General features: G+C 39.6%; 14 protein-coding genes. 1 reads left to right on the forward strand and 13 read right to left on the reverse strand.

Features of this window, described 5'->3' with window-relative positions:
• Positions 1-128 precede the first annotated feature (128 nt).
• The 11 genes from IGJ04_RS08040 to IGJ04_RS08090 all read right to left on the reverse strand — a co-directional run bounded on the left by IGJ04_RS08040 (position 129) and on the right by IGJ04_RS08090 (position 13,906).
• Complete coding sequence (locus IGJ04_RS08040) at positions 129-1,013, reverse strand: RsiV family protein (protein WP_010824032.1); 885 nt, start codon at positions 1,011-1,013, stop codon at positions 129-131.
• 24 nt (positions 1,014-1,037) lie between these two features.
• The gene (locus IGJ04_RS08045) at positions 1,038-1,535 is read right to left on the reverse strand and encodes an RNA polymerase sigma factor (protein WP_033625735.1); all 498 of its coding nucleotides are present in this window, start codon (positions 1,533-1,535) and stop codon (positions 1,038-1,040) included.
• 236 nt (positions 1,536-1,771) lie between these two features.
• Positions 1,772-3,253: a helix-turn-helix domain-containing protein gene (locus tag IGJ04_RS08050; protein WP_438840105.1), complete on the reverse strand. Its 1,482-nt coding sequence runs from the start codon at positions 3,251-3,253 to the stop codon at positions 1,772-1,774.
• Entirely contained in the window at positions 3,228-3,713 is a 486-nt protein-coding gene (locus IGJ04_RS08055) for a hypothetical protein (protein ID WP_002372750.1), read from the reverse strand. Before IGJ04_RS08055 ends, IGJ04_RS08050 begins: the two co-directional genes overlap by 26 nt.
• A 104-nt stretch (positions 3,714-3,817) precedes the next feature.
• Entirely contained in the window at positions 3,818-4,897 is a 1,080-nt protein-coding gene (locus IGJ04_RS08060) for a DUF916 and DUF3324 domain-containing protein (RefSeq protein WP_438840106.1), read from the reverse strand.
• Positions 4,898-5,002: 105 nt separating this feature from the next.
• Positions 5,003-5,761 (reverse strand): WxL domain-containing protein, encoded by a 759-nt coding sequence (locus IGJ04_RS08065; protein WP_002383195.1) that lies wholly within the window; start codon positions 5,759-5,761, stop codon positions 5,003-5,005.
• Positions 5,762-6,562 carry a WxL domain-containing protein gene (locus tag IGJ04_RS08070; protein WP_002385162.1) on the reverse strand — a complete coding sequence of 267 codons (801 nt, stop codon included), beginning with the start codon at positions 6,560-6,562 and terminating at the stop codon, positions 5,762-5,764.
• Between the two features lie 4 nt (positions 6,563-6,566).
• Positions 6,567-7,301: a WxL domain-containing protein gene (locus tag IGJ04_RS08075; protein ID WP_002354838.1), complete on the reverse strand. Its 735-nt coding sequence runs from the start codon at positions 7,299-7,301 to the stop codon at positions 6,567-6,569.
• Complete coding sequence (locus IGJ04_RS08080; RefSeq protein ID WP_002365408.1) at positions 7,258-7,647, reverse strand: LPXTG cell wall anchor domain-containing protein; 390 nt, start codon at positions 7,645-7,647, stop codon at positions 7,258-7,260. The genes IGJ04_RS08075 and IGJ04_RS08080 overlap by 44 nt, the downstream gene beginning before the upstream one ends.
• A gap of 19 nt (positions 7,648-7,666) precedes the next feature.
• Positions 7,667-12,526 carry a hypothetical protein gene (locus IGJ04_RS08085; protein ID WP_438840107.1) on the reverse strand — a complete coding sequence of 1,620 codons (4,860 nt, stop codon included), beginning with the start codon at positions 12,524-12,526 and terminating at the stop codon, positions 7,667-7,669.
• Between the two features lie 366 nt (positions 12,527-12,892).
• Positions 12,893-13,906 carry an alpha/beta hydrolase gene (locus tag IGJ04_RS08090; RefSeq protein ID WP_438840108.1) on the reverse strand — a complete coding sequence of 338 codons (1,014 nt, stop codon included), beginning with the start codon at positions 13,904-13,906 and terminating at the stop codon, positions 12,893-12,895.
• 165 nt (positions 13,907-14,071) lie between these two features.
• Here IGJ04_RS08090 and IGJ04_RS08095 point away from each other — a divergent pair, with 165 nt between their 5' ends.
• Complete coding sequence (locus tag IGJ04_RS08095) at positions 14,072-14,617, forward strand: cysteine hydrolase family protein (protein ID WP_002383189.1); 546 nt, start codon at positions 14,072-14,074, stop codon at positions 14,615-14,617.
• Between the two features lie 205 nt (positions 14,618-14,822).
• On the opposite strand, the gene lrgB is transcribed toward IGJ04_RS08095, so the two are convergent.
• Positions 14,823-15,506 carry an antiholin-like protein LrgB gene (gene lrgB / locus IGJ04_RS08100; RefSeq protein WP_002354830.1) on the reverse strand — a complete coding sequence of 228 codons (684 nt, stop codon included), beginning with the start codon at positions 15,504-15,506 and terminating at the stop codon, positions 14,823-14,825.
• On the reverse strand, positions 15,503-15,922 hold the full coding sequence (gene lrgA, locus IGJ04_RS08105) for an antiholin-like murein hydrolase modulator LrgA (RefSeq protein WP_002354829.1): 420 nt from the start codon (positions 15,920-15,922) through the stop codon (positions 15,503-15,505). Before lrgA ends, lrgB begins: the two co-directional genes overlap by 4 nt.
• Positions 15,923-16,013: the final 91 nt, after the last annotated feature.

Below are 16,013 nucleotides of genomic sequence, written 5' to 3' on the forward strand. Positions count from 1 at the left end.
GCCATTCGCCCTTTCTTGTTATGCTTAATTCTAGTGTACGCTTCTCTCAGTAAAACCGCAACTGACTTGGTTAGGTCAGTAAAAAACACGCGACAGTTTTAAGAAATGTCGCGTGTTTTTTACTGAGTTTATTTTAAATAATTAGGCGCTGCCAATTCATTCTCAATGACTTGATTAGGAATCACAAATTCAGGGGTGCCCATATAGTAAGGCGCAATCTCTCCTTGAGAAAACACAATCACTAATTGGTGTTTTTCATTGATATAGAAAGGTTGGTCCTTTTTAATTTTTTTGAAGGGTTGAACATCACTGGGGGCATCCTCTTTTTCGGACCAGTATATTTTATTGCTATCGTTCTTCATTTGGTCTGCTATTTGTTGTTTAATTTCACTACTAATGACATCAATGTAAAAATCATTTTTAAAAATTAAGGGGAGTGAAACGACAACATTGGCTCGTTTGTCGATGGTGTCATATTTCGTTGTCGTCGCAGAGCTGCCTTTAATTTCTGTGAAGGTTCGTTTGACCACTAGGAAGCGACGGTCGTCCACAACTTTTTCATAATCTCCAGTGACTGAAACACGAGAACCATCAAACAATTGCCCTTTGACTTGTTGAAATTCTGTTTGGGCTTCTTTCAAGTATTTTTTGTTGAGCGTGTCGGCTACTGAAGATTCTTGGGATGTTTGGATTTTAGGGACATCGATGTTTACTTCACTTTCCTGTTTTTTCGCTGTCAACGTTTTGATGGTGACTAATTGAACAATTTTATCTAACACAGGAATGTTGCGGGCTGCTTCACTAAAACCTGGAAACAAATTGACTGATAAGACAAAGCCACAAGCCACCACTACACTACTTTGCAGTGAGCGGTTTCTAAAACGAAGCCAGGTGTACCGCTTTTTCTCTTTATGAAAACGCGCTTTGACTTCCGCTTGTAGATCCGTTGGCAACGGTTGTTGGCGGTATTCTTTTGAAAAGTTTTTAACAACACTTTTTACAAAATCTTCCATTATTTTTTCGCTTCCTTTCTTTTACTAATTCATTAGACTTCGGAGTTCATTCAAACTGCGGTACATCTTCGTTTTAATCGTGTTTTCGTTAATATCCAGGATCAAAGCGATTTCTTTTAGCGTAAATCCTTCAAAAAATTTTAATAGAATAATTTCACGATTGGGACTATCTAATTGATTAATAATTTCTTCAATTTCTAAAAAACTGCGTTGGGGATTATTTAAAAGAGCTAACACATGTTCATCTTTTTCAATATGAACAGCTTCTCGTTTCTTTTTACGCCAATAATCTGTCGCTACAGAAAGCAGAATTCGAAAGAACCACGCGTCAAAATCCTTAATATCGGGTCCTTTTTGGATGGCCTTCAGTGCCTTTTCAAAGCTTTCTTGAATCACATCCAAGGCATCTTCTTTCGAATGTGTATAGTTAAAGGCAATGCGATACATTTTTTCATATTTGGTATCAACAAGCGTTTCTAACGCACGAATTTGTTTTTTTCTTTTCCAACCATCGAAAACCATCGATTTCTGGAACCTCCTTTCCTGTACACTTATATAGACGAATCACAAGCATAAAAAGTTTCAACTTTTTTATTATTTTTAATTTTTATATTCTAAAAGAAAAAGCGCGGTACAAAAATCACTTTGGATTTTTGCTCCACGCTCAAAATCTGATAAACGGCGGGAACAGAACCAGCTCCTTCGGAAATAAGCCGAAATTATCCAAAAATTAAAGAACAATTTCCGGAAATTTCTTCTTATTTCTCGGAGCTAAGCGGTGCTGTCCCGACCTTGTTTTCTTCTCCCGAGTGCGGTCTTAGTGCACTCAGCGTTTTAATAAAATGCGACCAATCAACAGGACGTGGTGGCGCTAGCCAAATAATTTGGGTAATCTCAGGCCAATCGACAAAATGAATATCCGATAAAATTAATTGTACACTTTCATCTACATGTGCTTTGAAAATGATATTCCATTCCGTAATTTTTTCAATATTTTTTTGTATCATACGATTATAGGCTTCACCAAAGGAAAAGTCGACACACAATGTAATCGGAGCCAAAACTTTTTTCAATGGTAACGCATCCACCATTAACAACAGATACCGATAAAATAAAAACTGTCTGGCATCCCAAACAGCGGGATTCGTTTTTTGTTCTTGAATAAATTGTCGACTAGCAGAAAAATACTCTGTATACGTTTCTGCAAAGTAGGTTATATCCATTTTGCGATAACTATAGTTTGCTTCTATTGGAAAATGGAACAATTTAAAATGTACGATTGTTACTTTTTGTTCAAAACCTTGCAGGACTTCCTCGGAAAGCTGAAATTGTATTTTTAAATAGCTTAACAAGTCACGATTCAATTGTTGAATTTCTGCAAATCTTTGGCAAAGTGCTGCTGAAGCTACTTGAAGCCACTCTTCAGCAATTAAAAATAAGAGTAAATAATTGCCTTCGTTTGTTCGTTGTGGTTCTGGGATTTGAAGACTCTCTAACCAATTGAAAACATTCTGCTGATTGTCACCGGCTAATTGTTTTAACACTTGCGAATCTACTTTTTTCTCTACATAAAACTGTTGCTGCGTTCGTACTAAAGAAACCGCCAAAAAATGAAAACATTTAGCTTGTGCATAGCCCGCACGCTGATTAAGATGAACCTTCTCAGAAAAAAATAGCTCAAAGTTCCGAATCTGCTCTAAAACTTTTTTACCGTACAATGAAAAATCACGTTGGTATAATTGTAAAAAAACCAGTGTTGTTACTTCGCGTAAATTGGTTTCATTTCCCACCAAGTGAAATTCTTTATTAATTGTAATTTGATAATTTTCCAGCATTTTCTTTAATTCCTTGAACTCCTTATAAGCCAATGTGTGACTAACAAAGTGTTCTAACGCAAACTCATTTACAGAATCAAAACGCTGAAAAAAGAAATCTTGAAACATAGCAAAACGTAACGACTCTTTAATATAGCAATCAATCAAAGTAGCAGAAGTTTCCGTTCCTGATTCATTAAGCGTTAAGAAAATACCATCGCTCACAATTTGAAAACCCTCTGATAAACCAAATTCAATAAAATCAGCATTTAATTCAGCGACCGTTTTGTTCACGATAAATTCAGATAATTCTAACTCCTGCATTACGGTTTCTTTTGACTCTGTTAACATCGGTGCATTTTCCAGTAACTGAAATAAGGCGATTTTTCTTTTATCCACTTTATTTAAAAACATCATCAATATCATAGACTTCTCTCACATCCATTTTTTTCCCATACAATCCATTTCCTGAAAGAAAGTACCCAACCGCTGCTAAATAGCTTTCAGATTCTTCATCGCCGCCTGCACCAAGTCCGTTAGGAAAGACAAAATCTTTATTCACTTGTAGGGGATGAGCCGTTGTTTCTTTTGTTTGTTTCTTTTTTTCTTTTGACATTGCCGGTTTCTCCACAGGTTTGTCTTTTTTCTTGGGTGAAGGCTTTTTTTCTTCAGAAGGAACCGTAGTTTTTTGATCTTCCTGAGGGGTTGGCGCAGGTTGTTCCGGTTCTGACTTTTCCTGAGGGGTGATTGATTCTGGTTTTGGTTGAATTTCTTCCGTTGGTTCTAAGGGATTATAAATAGGTGTCGCCAATGTTTGAATTGGTTCTATTTCGACAGCCGTAAAAATTAGCAAAGAACTAAATAAAAAAAGATACTTTTTTCTCATGGCTTCTCACTCTCTCTACCTCTACTTTATGGGAAGCAATTCCTTGTAAAAGTACCTTTACTTTTACAAGGAAAACCCTTTTTGTCAATAGATAGCCCTTTTTATTACTCAGATTGTTGTTCTTCCTCTTTTTTCTTTTTACGATACAAGAAGAAAATCAATAAGAGCAGCGCTATAATGATTAATGCAATCAGTAGATACAACCACCAATTGGTTCCTTTAATGGTTACGTCTTTTTCATTTAATTCTTTAGCGACGTCCCCAGAAATAGTAAATTCTTTTGTAAATTCCCATTTGTACAGGTACCGTTCTTCACCATTGGCGCCTTTGACTTGATAGGTGCCCTTTTCATCTTTTACACCATAGGCTGTTGATTTCAAGACATATTTCCCTGGCGTTAATCGTTCCCCTTTTAAAGAAATTGGGTAACTAAAGTTAGAGTTTGGCGCCACTTGCATATCCTCAGTATCGGATTGGTAAAGCGTTTCGCCTCCTTTTGAAACAGTGTTGATTAAATGTAATTGGTTTAAGTAGGCCGCTTGTGGGTTTTGTAAAGAAACATTGATGACGTTTCGCGCGTTGACTTGGCCTGGTTTAACCCCCAGTAATTTTAAATCTGGTTGAACCTTTGTCTCATTTTGCTGAAGAATAATAGCCACAACATAGGAGTATTCATTATTAATAGCTAACCCTTTTGATTGATCCGCAGAAGTCGTGGTTTCTTTCTTTTTCTCTTTGAGTGTTATACCGCCAGCCATCACGCCATCAAAAGAATCTTTAGGCATCGTGATGGTTAAAGGTAAGGTCTTTTGGGAATGCTTCGGCAAGATGATTTCTTTCGGTGCTTCCACATAATCTTTTAAGTTAAAGCGTAAAGTTTTGTCAGGTTTGATCCCGTTTTGGCCATATTCTACTACGCCATTTAAATTTGTTGTCGCTGAGTTCACCGTATTTTCAATGGTAATGTCTTCATCTGTATCATTGCGTAACTGAATTTCTACGGTTTGTTTGGCACCAGGCGCCATTTTTAAGTCAAAGTAGGTTTTTGATTTATCCACTTGATTTTCGGGAATTGTTGGTGTGACCGCAAAATTAAATTCAGAAGCGTGCGCCTCCACGCCAATCCAGCCAAATAACATACAAGCGATTACCGTTGCATATACTTTCCATCTGTTCATATTCATTCTCCTATGTCTGTCATTCTTTGTTGTATTATAAGCACCAAAAGACCGAAAGATAAGCCAAAAATTTTTGACTTATATCCCGATCTTGCGTGTATGCTGTCGTTCTTAGTTTCCTGTGTTAGCAGGTGTATCTGTCAAAGTCCAAGTAAAAGTTGTCGTGTATTTTTTCGCATATTTTGTGGTTGAACCAGGTACTTCTAATGAAATACTTGTTTTAGCGGCATCTACACTATCGCCCCAGCTCATTAAGTACGTACCTGCACCTTCTTTATCGCCAGCAGCCATGACCACTGATTCAGCTCCAGTTGGGTTTAATTCAATCGTAGCTGGCGCTGTCGTTGGTTTTGCAGATTGTGAAGCTGAAACCACGCGTCCGTTGCTTAAAGTTACTTTAGCCGCTGTTAGTTCTTGGTTGGCTTCAGTTTTGAATTGACCATTTTGTTTTACTTTTAGCGTCCAACCTGTTTCAGTCCCACGATTATCTGAGACTTGAACAAAGTTCGGGCCTTCTTGGTCGGCACCAGCATTATCTTTGTATTTTTGTGTTTCTGCATAGTAGGTCATATTTTTTGAGGTAATCGTTTGTTCCCCAAAAGATAAGCTAGATGCATAGTCAATGGATAACGGACCTGCTGTCCCTGGCTTAGGCCCTGTCGGATCAGTTGGATCAACTGGCGTAATTGGTTTATCCGGATCTGGATTCGTCGGATCAACTGGATTCGTTGGGTTCGTATTTGGTGCAAATTGAATCGCTCCGTTTGTTTGGTATTCACCACCGTCGACTGCTAATGCACTCATTGGTACAAGTGCCAATGCGCCTAAAGTTGTGGTTGCCATCAATGTCATTACTTTTGTCTTTTTCATTTATTTCCCTCCATTATTTACTGGTACATCTGAAAGTAGCCAAGTCAAAGTTGTTTTATATTGTACTGCATCCTTAGGGGTTTTCCCGGGAACAGTTAGTGAGATTGCCCGTGTGATTGTGGCATTTACTTGCTGTCCTTGTTGATTTTTTTCGGTCACTTTTTCTGCTTGCCCCCACAGCGTGATCCACGTTCCGGCGCCGGTCTTTTCTGGGGCTTGCATGACAACAGTTTCTGCGCCCGCAGCATCTAATTGAATGTTTGCGGTAGCAGTTGGCGGCAATACGTCCGTCGCATTTGAGCGCACACTGGGCTCAGTAAAGGCAACGGTGGCGCCTGTTAATTCTTTGTGTAATGTTTCTGCATTACGGAATTGACCATTTTGTTTCACTTTTAAAACCCAGCCAGCATTGGTTCCCCGTAAATCACTTACTTGCACATAATTAGCAGTTGCCAATTCACTTGCTGAACCATCTGGATTTTTATAGGTTTGCGCTCTGGCAAAATACGTTTGATCCTTATTCGATATCTCATTACTCCCAAAATCCAAACTTGAGGCATAATCGATGGAAAGCGGCCCAGGGGTACCTGGATTAGGTCCATCAGGATTCGTTGGATCGACTGGTCGAACTGGTTTTTCTGGATCAGGATTTTCTGGATTTACTGGATCCGTCCCATCTGTGCTTGGGGTAAAAACAATCGACTGTTCGCTATCAAAAACGACCGTCGCCGCTTCAGCAGGAACAGTGGCGCCAAGCAACATTGTTCCGAATAACAAGGAGTAGACGACTGTTTTTTTCATTTACTTAGCCTCCAACATTCGTTGGTACAGATTTCAATGTCCATGTTAAGGTCGTACGATATTCTTTTGCTAATTTAATCGCTTTACCTGGGACATTTAATTTCACGGCAGTAGCACCTTCTGTCGCATCTTTCCCAAAACGATAGACCCAAGTCCCCATTCCTTTGCCATCTTCTGCTTTGACTAATTCTACTTCTGTTCCAGGAACAAAGGTATGTGCTGCTGTTGGTGTTGGCGCGTATGCGGCATCAACAATCGATGTCACACCTGCATTGGCAATCGACAAAGCGGCCCCAACTAATTCTTCATTTTGGGCTGTTTTGAATTGCGCATTTTGTACAGCGCTTAACGTCCAGCCTTCTTGTGTCCCACGTTTATCCGTTACCTGAACATAGTTGGGACCTGTTGTTCCATCTTTAAATGTTTGAATTTGTGCGTAATAATCTTTCGTATCGGAAGTGATTTTTTGGGCGCCAAATTGAAAGCTTGAAGCATAGTCAATTGATAAGGGGCCTGCAGTCCCTGGTTTTGGTCCAGTTGGGTCAGTTGGATCTTCTGGTTCAACTTTTTCATCTGGATTGGTTGGGTTAACTGGCTTCGTTGGATCTGTATCTGGTTCAAATGTAATGGCGCCATTACTTGTATAGTTCACGTTAATATCTTCCGCAAATGCTTGTTGTGTCGCTAGGACACCGCTAAATCCTACAATCCCTACTACTGCTAATACTGTTTTTTTCATCTTCTCTTCTCCTTTTAATAAATAATATGCCTATAGTGATAAGGCTGATTCCCAAATAAATAAATGGTCCTTGATTGGTGGTACCTGTCGCTGGTAATCTTCCTTGTCGCGACCCATATACGCCAGAAGAAAGGACGGATGAAGCGCCTCCGTCAGCTGGCTTGGTGGGTTCGGTCGTTGTGGAAGAATTACTAGTCGCTGTTGTCGACTCTTCTGTGGGATATTCATACGTTCCATAAAAGGAGACAACACCACTATTTTCATAAGCTGCTTCCCCAAACGCAGTGTCTGAATGACAGAAGCTGAAAAGACCTAAAAAACAACTAAGCAAAAGGTATTTTTTCATCTCACTTCTCTCCTCCTTGTTATGGCGCCATAACTAATGACCATGACAATGTCCCTTTGAATTCGCCAACTTTTTGTTTCTCGACTGGCACAGATAGTTTAATTCCCCGTTGGTTTGCCGCACCCCAACCTTGGTTAATTGTATAACTACCTGAACCTGAGCCTTCATTTTCTGTAACAACCGTGTCTCCTTTATTGAGTAAAAATTCTCCTTTGTCTGTAACCAATGACAAATCTTCCAATTGATCTGTGCCGTTCGTTAAGGGATTCGTTACCTGAACATTCAGTTTCCAAGGCGTACTTTCTGTCCCGCGTGTGTCTTGAACGACTAAATCATCTGAAAGAGTTGGCCAGTAAACTTCTGGCTTGGCAGAAATTTTTTGTTTGCCAAAATCAATTGTTTTAGGTACTTTTTCTAACGTTAATTCACCTGAAATAGACACATTGACTTTTTTATTTAACGTTTCACCAGCTTCTGTAAATTGATAATTGGCTGGCACCGTTTTGGCTAATTCTTCTGGTTTCGCTTGCTGAACGGCTTGGAAGGTTGCGGCATCAAGACTTGGTGTTTGATTGGACCGACCATCTGCGAAAATCACCGTTGCTTGTGTCCATTGTGCCAACTCGTCTGAATTCGTTAAGCCATTTGCTTCTTTTAATTTCAAATGCGCACTTGTCGCATACAAAGCAAACGAACGATCTTTGGCAAGGACACTTTCATTTTTCACAACAACTAAATGAACCGTTTTGTTTTGCAAATTATCTCCTGACGTCCCTGCTTCTAATTGAATATCATGTGTCCGCGATACAGTTTTTTCTGCTAACGGCGCTTGAATTTGTGGTAAATCCGTCTCTTTTAATGAGGTTTTGAAAAACGGCCGACCTTTTGCGCCAAGCATTTCTATTACTTTATCGACAGTCGTTAGTTGCGCTGCCTCATCTTCTGTGACAATCACCGATTGCCCCGAAAGTTCCACTTTATTTGAAAATTGAACTTTCACCTGATAACTGTAGTTCATATTCGTCGCTTTCCATGAAAGCGGGGTGGTATCTTTTTGCTCTGGAATTTGCTCTATCGCGCTCCCAACTTCACTAGATTTAACCGTTCCTTGGTGCAACCAAGAACCTGTTACTTCGTCAGGAAGGAAGCTTAGGGTTGGTGTTAAAGCACTTGAGGTCGGAATCATCAATCGTCCTTTTTGAACTTTTTGTCCAGCTACTTCGGTGCCCCACGCTTGTAAGGTTAATGGCGCATTGCCGGCTTTGACCTCTTTTACATCATGAGAAATAGTACCTGCACCTGCCACAATTCCAGGCGTTTCCACTTCGTAATCGATGATGGAGCCAGGAATTGCTATTCCATAGCCATTGGCGCCCTTGGTCACATCGTTATCGCCAATAAATGTTTTTCCAGTCGCTTTTTCAATCCCATGAAACGTTGTTGGCGTAAGTTTTGTAGCATTATTGACCGTTGGATTAATCGTCAAGACCTGATAGGCTTTGACATTTCCAAACCAAGTCCCTGTGCTATCCACCAAAGCAGTTGTATCTGTCGTTGGTTTAATCCATAAAAGTTCATCTTTTGTTGGATCGACAGCTTCAAAATCCGCAATGTTTACTTTACCTGTACCAGGAATTGTTTCTAATGTTGCATGATCCTGAACCGTTAGTTTGCTAGCTGAAATTAAATTGGCCGTGTTGGTGATCCCAATTCCAGCGTTTTTAGATAGATGAATTGATCCGAATTCATTGTAAGTCGTACTGTGGTTCGCGGCAGTAGCAGAAACGCCATTTTTGATGTTCCCACCATTAGCCATTAATTTAATGCCATTAGTGACATTCAATTCCGTAAAGTTGACAACGCCTAAGCCTGTCGCATTTAGTGGTTCTGTTTGATAGTTATTGGTGCCGTCAACGTTAGTCCCAAAGTTAAAGGCCACTTTATTTGAACTAGCATTCACAATTGCATTAGTGAAATTATCTGTTGATGAACCACCGGATAAACCGTTAATACTAACTGCACCTTGAACATTTGCGGTAACATCACGTAAGATTTTTCCGCCACTGATATTGGAATACTGTGTCGCATATAAATTTCCAATACTAGAACCCGCTGCTTGAATATTCATTGTAATCTTGCCGTTCTTGGTATACGCAGCATTGGTTCCACCATCACCGTAAATGCTGGCCCCATTTAGAGATTCCACACCTGTTTTAGTGAAAATATTTAAAGTAATTGTGTTTGATTCATCCGTTCCTAGTGTCGTATTTTGACCATAGGGCCGACCACCAGTAATGTAGGTATTACCAGGCAACTTAAACTCTCCGTTGTAATTTCTTAAATCAATTAAGAGTTTGGCATTTCCAAGAAGTGAGCCCGCATTGGTAATCCCACCTGAAAAACCGTTCGCGCCTGTCCGAGGAGTTCCTGAGAAATTTCCTCCGTAGATGCGATTGTCTGAATTACCAGTAATTGTATGGCCACCGCTTGCTCCATAAGAAGCGCCCATCGAAGCATTAATTACTCCTTCATAAACCGTTACACCGACATTCCCAACATTTTTGGCATCATTCCAGCCACCGCCTGAAAGAAACCAATCGACTTGACCATTATTAACGATTGTTTGACCGTTTCCATAAACTCGAGCTGCTTGATAGCCTGTTCCTTCTAATGTGTCAGCAATCCCGCCATTCAATGTGTTAGAAGTATTGCCTTCAACGACACCTGAAAAAGAGCCACCATATGTCCAGCGAGCAATGGTATTATTTAAAACAGTCTTAGTATCTCCTTTTATATAGATATCCCAAGTATCATTACTAGCAGGATAGCCGCCGCCACCAACAATATCCCAACCTGAACTATACCCACGACTTTTATCGGTCGTTGAATAATCTAAGCTTGTCGGTTTTGCGCCTGAATAAGCCATACCATCGCCACCTAAAGACCCATCACCATTCGCTGTTCCCACTTCAATTGTTGTATTTCCTTCAATATAGCCGCCGCGGCCAGCTGCAGTTGAGTAAATTGCACCATTATTAAACGAACCGCTGACTAATTTAGAAGAAATATTTCCGAAAACTTTAAAAGCTGCTGCCGATTTGGCTAATTCTGCTCTTTGCTGTGGTGTATAAGCATCATACGTTGCTTCATTTGAGGCCCCAATTTGACTCTTGTTAAATTTCGAAACATTGTTACCAGCACCGCCGTTAAAATCATTAATACCACCAGCGGTATTCGTTCCTGCTGTAACCACATTCGTAATATCTCCGATGATCGTTCCAGAATATTGGTTGCCTCCTTCAAAATCTGCACGACCCGCACTATACAACTGTGTATTTAAATTTGTAGTAATTCCATCAGTCACACGATTCGTTCCTATATCGCCGCGGGAAGAGCCACCAATAAAACGTTGTCCCGCTGTATACCAACGGCCATATCCAGAAATATCGTTTGTTACTTTTCCACCAATATTTCCGTATTGAACACCGCCATAATACGTACTTAGTTGGAAACCTGTAGCAGCATTCGTAATTGCAACCTTTGTTGAGACGTTACCAGTAACATTCGCTGTGTTGGTTGCGTTGGTTCCATAACCGCCCCCATAAATTGAAGCAATTCTGCCACCAGAATCATTGACAACCAATGAAGTATTCCCAGTCACTGTCCCAATATTGGCGCCCCCACTTAATGTATTTAGTCCGCTCCGTGTATTGTTAATAACAATCGTAGGATTTCCAGCTAAATTACCACCATTTTGGTTTCCGCCATAGAAATTCCATGTCCCTGTACCTGTACTATTTACTGTTAAAGTTGGGTTTCCTGAAACATCTCCTGTATCCGTTCCACCGTATACGGTCAGACCGTTTCCACTAGAACCGCCATTCAAGTTCAAACTGTAACCATTTAAATACATATTCGTACCTGTATAGTTTAGATTTCTCAAAGTGATGTTTGAGCCAAAATAGATATTTTGATTAAATCCTAACGTCTTAGAACCCGTTGGCGCCGTTTGATCCATACTAATCGGATCCGCGCTGTTTCCAGTAATCACTAAATGATTGACCTTGCCTTGCAAGGCGTAAAAGGTCATATTACTTGCCGTAACGGTGTCAGGAATCACTTTAGCGGTGGTCGCCGCACTCGTCGTAATATTGTTTCCTATATAAAGAGTGAAATCGCCATTGTTCCCCTGTTGATACAAATCAAACAAGGCTTCTTTCAAGCCAGCCTCTGTCGATGCATATTCTTTGTACGCTGCTCCATCTCCTGCAGGACTTGGCACAACAATCACTTTTGTTTTATCTGCAGGAGCAATTGTGTCCGCAATGGACTGATCAACTGAAACAGCTCTGGCCATGCGTGTCAGTTTCTGTTTAAAGACAGCCGTAAGTTGTGTATCTTCTGAAAACTCTAATTGAAGAAGTTCTTCATTTGTATATGTTTTTCCTTGATAAGACCAGCCAACGAAAGTCGCATTTTCCTCACTATTCGCCCATTTTGGTAATTCTTCTGTCCGAAGTGGCTGATTTTTTTCTTTTACCACTTGATAACTTTTGGCATCATTTTGAAACAAAGCTTGATCCGTTGTTTCAAAGGTCAAGGTGATTTGCTTCTGCTCTTCGCTTGGTTTTGTTTCTGTGGAAGAGGTGGTTACTTTTTCTGTGATAGCACTAGATTCCGTCATTGATGACTGTTCTGTAGAATGTGCGCTGCTTTCTTTTGTTGCTTCACTTGTACTGGTTTCTGCTGTTTTTGGCTGTGTCTGCGTACGTTCCGTTTGTTGCTCCCCTTCAATCGCCCACGCTGAAACAGATAAAAATGGTTGTACAAGTAAACAAGTTGCCAATAAAACAGCGATTTTCTTTTTCATTAACTTCATCACTCCTCCCTCGAAGTAAACTTTCCACAACCAACCTATGGCTCAAGTATACGAAGTTTTCTTCTGATTTTTTTAAAGATATTTTCTTAATTTCAAAAAAAAAATTTATTTTTTAATTTTCTTTTTGTTAACTAAACGAATTTTTTGCTGTTTTTTGTAAGATAAAATGTTAATTTGTTCACAAAAATAACAAAAACGTTGTTTTTAACATTAAAATTAACAAACGAGTTCGTAGTATAGCACGGATTTTTTCTCATGTAAACATCATTAAATAAACATTTTTGTTTAATTTATACATATTTCCCAGCTAAAAAAATGACAAAAATAAATAAACAGAGGCCTTAGAAATATTTCTAAGGCCTCTGTTTATTTATACGTATTCACAAACTGGACTGTTTCTTGGTAACATTGTTTAGCTTCTTTTGTTTGATAGTCGAATTGATATTCGTGGGTGATCGTTGCTTTCTTATCTTTGAAAAAGAGAGCTGAAACTGGAACATTTAAAGTTTTTAACCGCTGAACCAAGGCTAGTCCTTGCTCTTGGAATGAAAAACTATTGCCATCTGTTAGATACGTCGGGGGAAATTCTTTGGTGACTTTATCCACTAAACTCACTTCTTGCAGTTCTGCACTCGTCTGCCAGTCTTTAGTGCCGAGCAAGGACCAAGCCACTGTTTTAACGAAAAATTTCATAAAACGATTATCACTTTGTTGGTTGGCCATTTGTTTCAAATCCACCGGACCACAATACGAGAGTGTGCCTTTTAAATGGCTAGTCGGCAACGCTGCAGTCATCCCTAGTTCTTTGGCATAGTTGGCATTGGTTTGAACTGTTGCATATTGTAGAGCAATCTGTGCACCCGCACTGTCCCCGCCAATAAAAAGCTTAGATAAATCTAACATGGGATACGCTTGTTTCTTTTCTAACAAAAATTGAACAAGTTCATTGACCTGCTGGAGCTGGCTTGGATAAGGTGCATCTGGTGCTAATTCATAATTCATTGAAATAAAGGCAACTGAGGAATCAGCCACTAAACGTGTCGCAAACTCTTTCATCCCAGACTTATCTCCTCCCACATAGCCACCACCATGGACCCATAAAACGACTGGTACCGCTTGTTTTGACGTTTTGGGATAATACAAATCAAAGGTATTCTTTTTTCTTGAAGAAGGGTATGTTTGATTTTCTTGCAATTGAACATTGGGCAATGCTTTATCATAGGAAGCTGAATCTTTTATTTCAACTTCACCTGCGAATAACTGGTTGATGACCCAAGCGCCTGGCTTAGGAGATAATTGAAAGGCGAGAAACACACCTAAGCAAATAACCACAATGATTCCTAACAACCAAAGGATAAAACGTACGATTTTTCTTTTCACTCTATTCACCTGCTTTAATTTGTAGCAAAATTATAGCATGTTTTTTAGCCAAAGCGTTTATTTTGAAACAGCTTTTTTAAAATTTGATGTACTTTTATCATTTGAAATGCCCTCTTAAAAGCTGTAAAATGAACAAAATAACTTTAACCTTTAGGAGGTTGCCAAATGAAAGCTCTGATTTCCATTGATTATACGAATGATTTTGTCGCTACAGACGGAAAACTAACCACTGGTGCCGCTGGACAAGCCATTGAAACGGCCCTTGTTCAACAAACAAAGCACTATTTTGACAATGGCGATTTTGTGGTTTTTGCCATTGATGGGCATGACCCCCTAGATCACTATCATCCTGAAAATAAACTTTTCCCACCCCACAATGTCTTAGGAACTGACGGGCGTAATCTGTTTGGCTCGCTAGCTGATTTTTATCAAGCTCACAAAAATGAGGCAACCGTTTATTGGATGGACAAACGGCACTATTCTGCTTTTAGTGGCACGGATTTGGACATTCGGTTACGAGAACGAGGAATTACAGAGCTTTGTTTAACTGGTGTTTGTACAGATATTTGCGTGTTGCATACGGCTGTCGATGCCTATAATTTAGGCTATCAATTAATGATTCCTGAACGCGCCGTTGCTAGTTTTGATGAACAAGGACACGAATGGGCGTTACGCCACTTTAAACAAACTTTAGGAGCAACCATTCTATAAAAAGACTGGTCAATCCGACCTATCTATATTCAAAAAATCCTGTAAACAACGAAAAAGCCAACCTTACTATGGATAAGGTTGGCTTTTTTACACTCATTTTAACTCCGAGCCTACGGATTAGTGATAACTAGCATTCACAGAATAAGCAGAGACTGTTAGCTGATAGAAATTAGCTACTCATAAAAAAGTGAGGAAGCCCACTTTTTTATAGACCAATGACCGTTGCAAAGAAAGGAACCACTAAAACAGTAACTACGCCAACCACTACGACAGAAATACTAGCCATAGCAGCCTCTGTTTCGCCCATTTCCATGCCAACTGCCACACCTAGGGCATGTCCGGCCGCACCTAAAGCTAAACCTTTGGCGATTGGATTGTTAATCTTAAACCATTTCAATGCAATTCGACCCAAGGCATAGGTTAGTACACCATTGAAGATTACGGTAAACGCCGTAATGGAAGCAATGCCGCCAACAGTTTGAGAAATAGGTACGGCAATCGCTGTTGTAGCAGCTTGTGGTAAGATTGAGGCCACTAAATGATTATCCATGCCAATCACTTTTCCTGCAAAATAAACAGCCACTAGCGAACCAAAAGAACCAATTGTTAACGCCGTTAAAATTTCTAACCAATATTTTTTCAATACGTCTCTCTTTTTATATAAAGGAATCGCAAACGCTACTGTCGCAGGCTCTAGAAAGAAGCTGATATATTTGCCACCTTCATTGTATTGCTCGTAACTAATTCCTGTTACTTTTAAAACGACAACGCCTAAAATCATCGCAACGAATAATGGCGTAAATAAGAAGAAACCTTTACTTTTTTTAAACAACCAAGTACCTATGCCAAATACAGCTAATGAAATAATAATGCCAACATACGGATTCATGCGCGAACCTCTCCTTTCGCTTTCTTCGTTGCTGCGGGTTCTTTTTCTTTTCGAGCATCTTTCATATGCAATAAAAAGGCGCCCGTCCAACCAGTCGTTGCTAGTAACGCTAGTGTCGCTACTAAAATAACAAAAACAATTTGAACGCCAAATTGTTGCATAATCCCTAAAGAATTAACTAAGGAAATCCCTGAAGGAACAAATAAAAATGTAATAACCGTTGATAAGCTATTACCTAGCCCTTCCACTTGTTCCAATTTAACAACTTTTGTACATAAACCAATGAACAATAACACCATGCCAATTACTGAAGCAGGCATTGGTATTGGGGAAATGAACGCCAAGCCGTTGGCGATTAACATAATAATGGCAAAAACTGCTGCTTGTTGTAAAAATGAATATACTTTCTTTTCCATTCTTCTTCGCTCCCTTTTGTCTGTTTTCTATGGGTTAAGTATATAAAGAAAACGTTTTTTTAAGGGCTTTTTTTCATGAAATGCCAGAATT

The sequence above is a fragment of the Enterococcus sp. AZ050 genome (assembly GCF_051715085.1).
Taxonomy (GTDB): domain Bacteria; phylum Bacillota; class Bacilli; order Lactobacillales; family Enterococcaceae; genus Enterococcus; species Enterococcus faecalis.

What these genes read in the sequence shown, in the direction of transcription:
- IGJ04_RS08060 (WP_438840106.1), bottom strand. Translation starts at nt 4,897, where the DNA reads ATGAATATGAACAGATGGAAAGTATATGCAACGGTAATCGCTTGTATG.
- IGJ04_RS08095 (WP_002383189.1), top strand. Translation starts at nt 14,072, where the DNA reads ATGAAAGCTCTGATTTCCATTGATTATACGAATGATTTTGTCGCTACA.
- IGJ04_RS08055 (WP_002372750.1), bottom strand. Translation starts at nt 3,713, where the DNA reads ATGAGAAAAAAGTATCTTTTTTTATTTAGTTCTTTGCTAATTTTTACG.
- IGJ04_RS08065 (WP_002383195.1), bottom strand. Translation starts at nt 5,761, where the DNA reads ATGAAAAAGACAAAAGTAATGACATTGATGGCAACCACAACTTTAGGC.
- lrgB (WP_002354830.1), bottom strand. Translation starts at nt 15,506, where the DNA reads ATGAATCCGTATGTTGGCATTATTATTTCATTAGCTGTATTTGGCATA.
- IGJ04_RS08085 (WP_438840107.1), bottom strand. Translation starts at nt 12,526, where the DNA reads ATGAAGTTAATGAAAAAGAAAATCGCTGTTTTATTGGCAACTTGTTTA.
- IGJ04_RS08040 (WP_010824032.1), bottom strand. Translation starts at nt 1,013, where the DNA reads ATGGAAGATTTTGTAAAAAGTGTTGTTAAAAACTTTTCAAAAGAATAC.
- IGJ04_RS08070 (WP_002385162.1), bottom strand. Translation starts at nt 6,562, where the DNA reads ATGAAAAAAACAGTCGTCTACTCCTTGTTATTCGGAACAATGTTGCTT.
- IGJ04_RS08080 (WP_002365408.1), bottom strand. Translation starts at nt 7,647, where the DNA reads ATGAAAAAATACCTTTTGCTTAGTTGTTTTTTAGGTCTTTTCAGCTTC.
- IGJ04_RS08075 (WP_002354838.1), bottom strand. Translation starts at nt 7,301, where the DNA reads ATGAAAAAAACAGTATTAGCAGTAGTAGGGATTGTAGGATTTAGCGGT.
- lrgA (WP_002354829.1), bottom strand. Translation starts at nt 15,922, where the DNA reads ATGGAAAAGAAAGTATATTCATTTTTACAACAAGCAGCAGTTTTTGCC.
- IGJ04_RS08050 (WP_438840105.1), bottom strand. Translation starts at nt 3,253, where the DNA reads ATGATATTGATGATGTTTTTAAATAAAGTGGATAAAAGAAAAATCGCC.
- IGJ04_RS08045 (WP_033625735.1), bottom strand. Translation starts at nt 1,535, where the DNA reads ATGGTTTTCGATGGTTGGAAAAGAAAAAAACAAATTCGTGCGTTAGAA.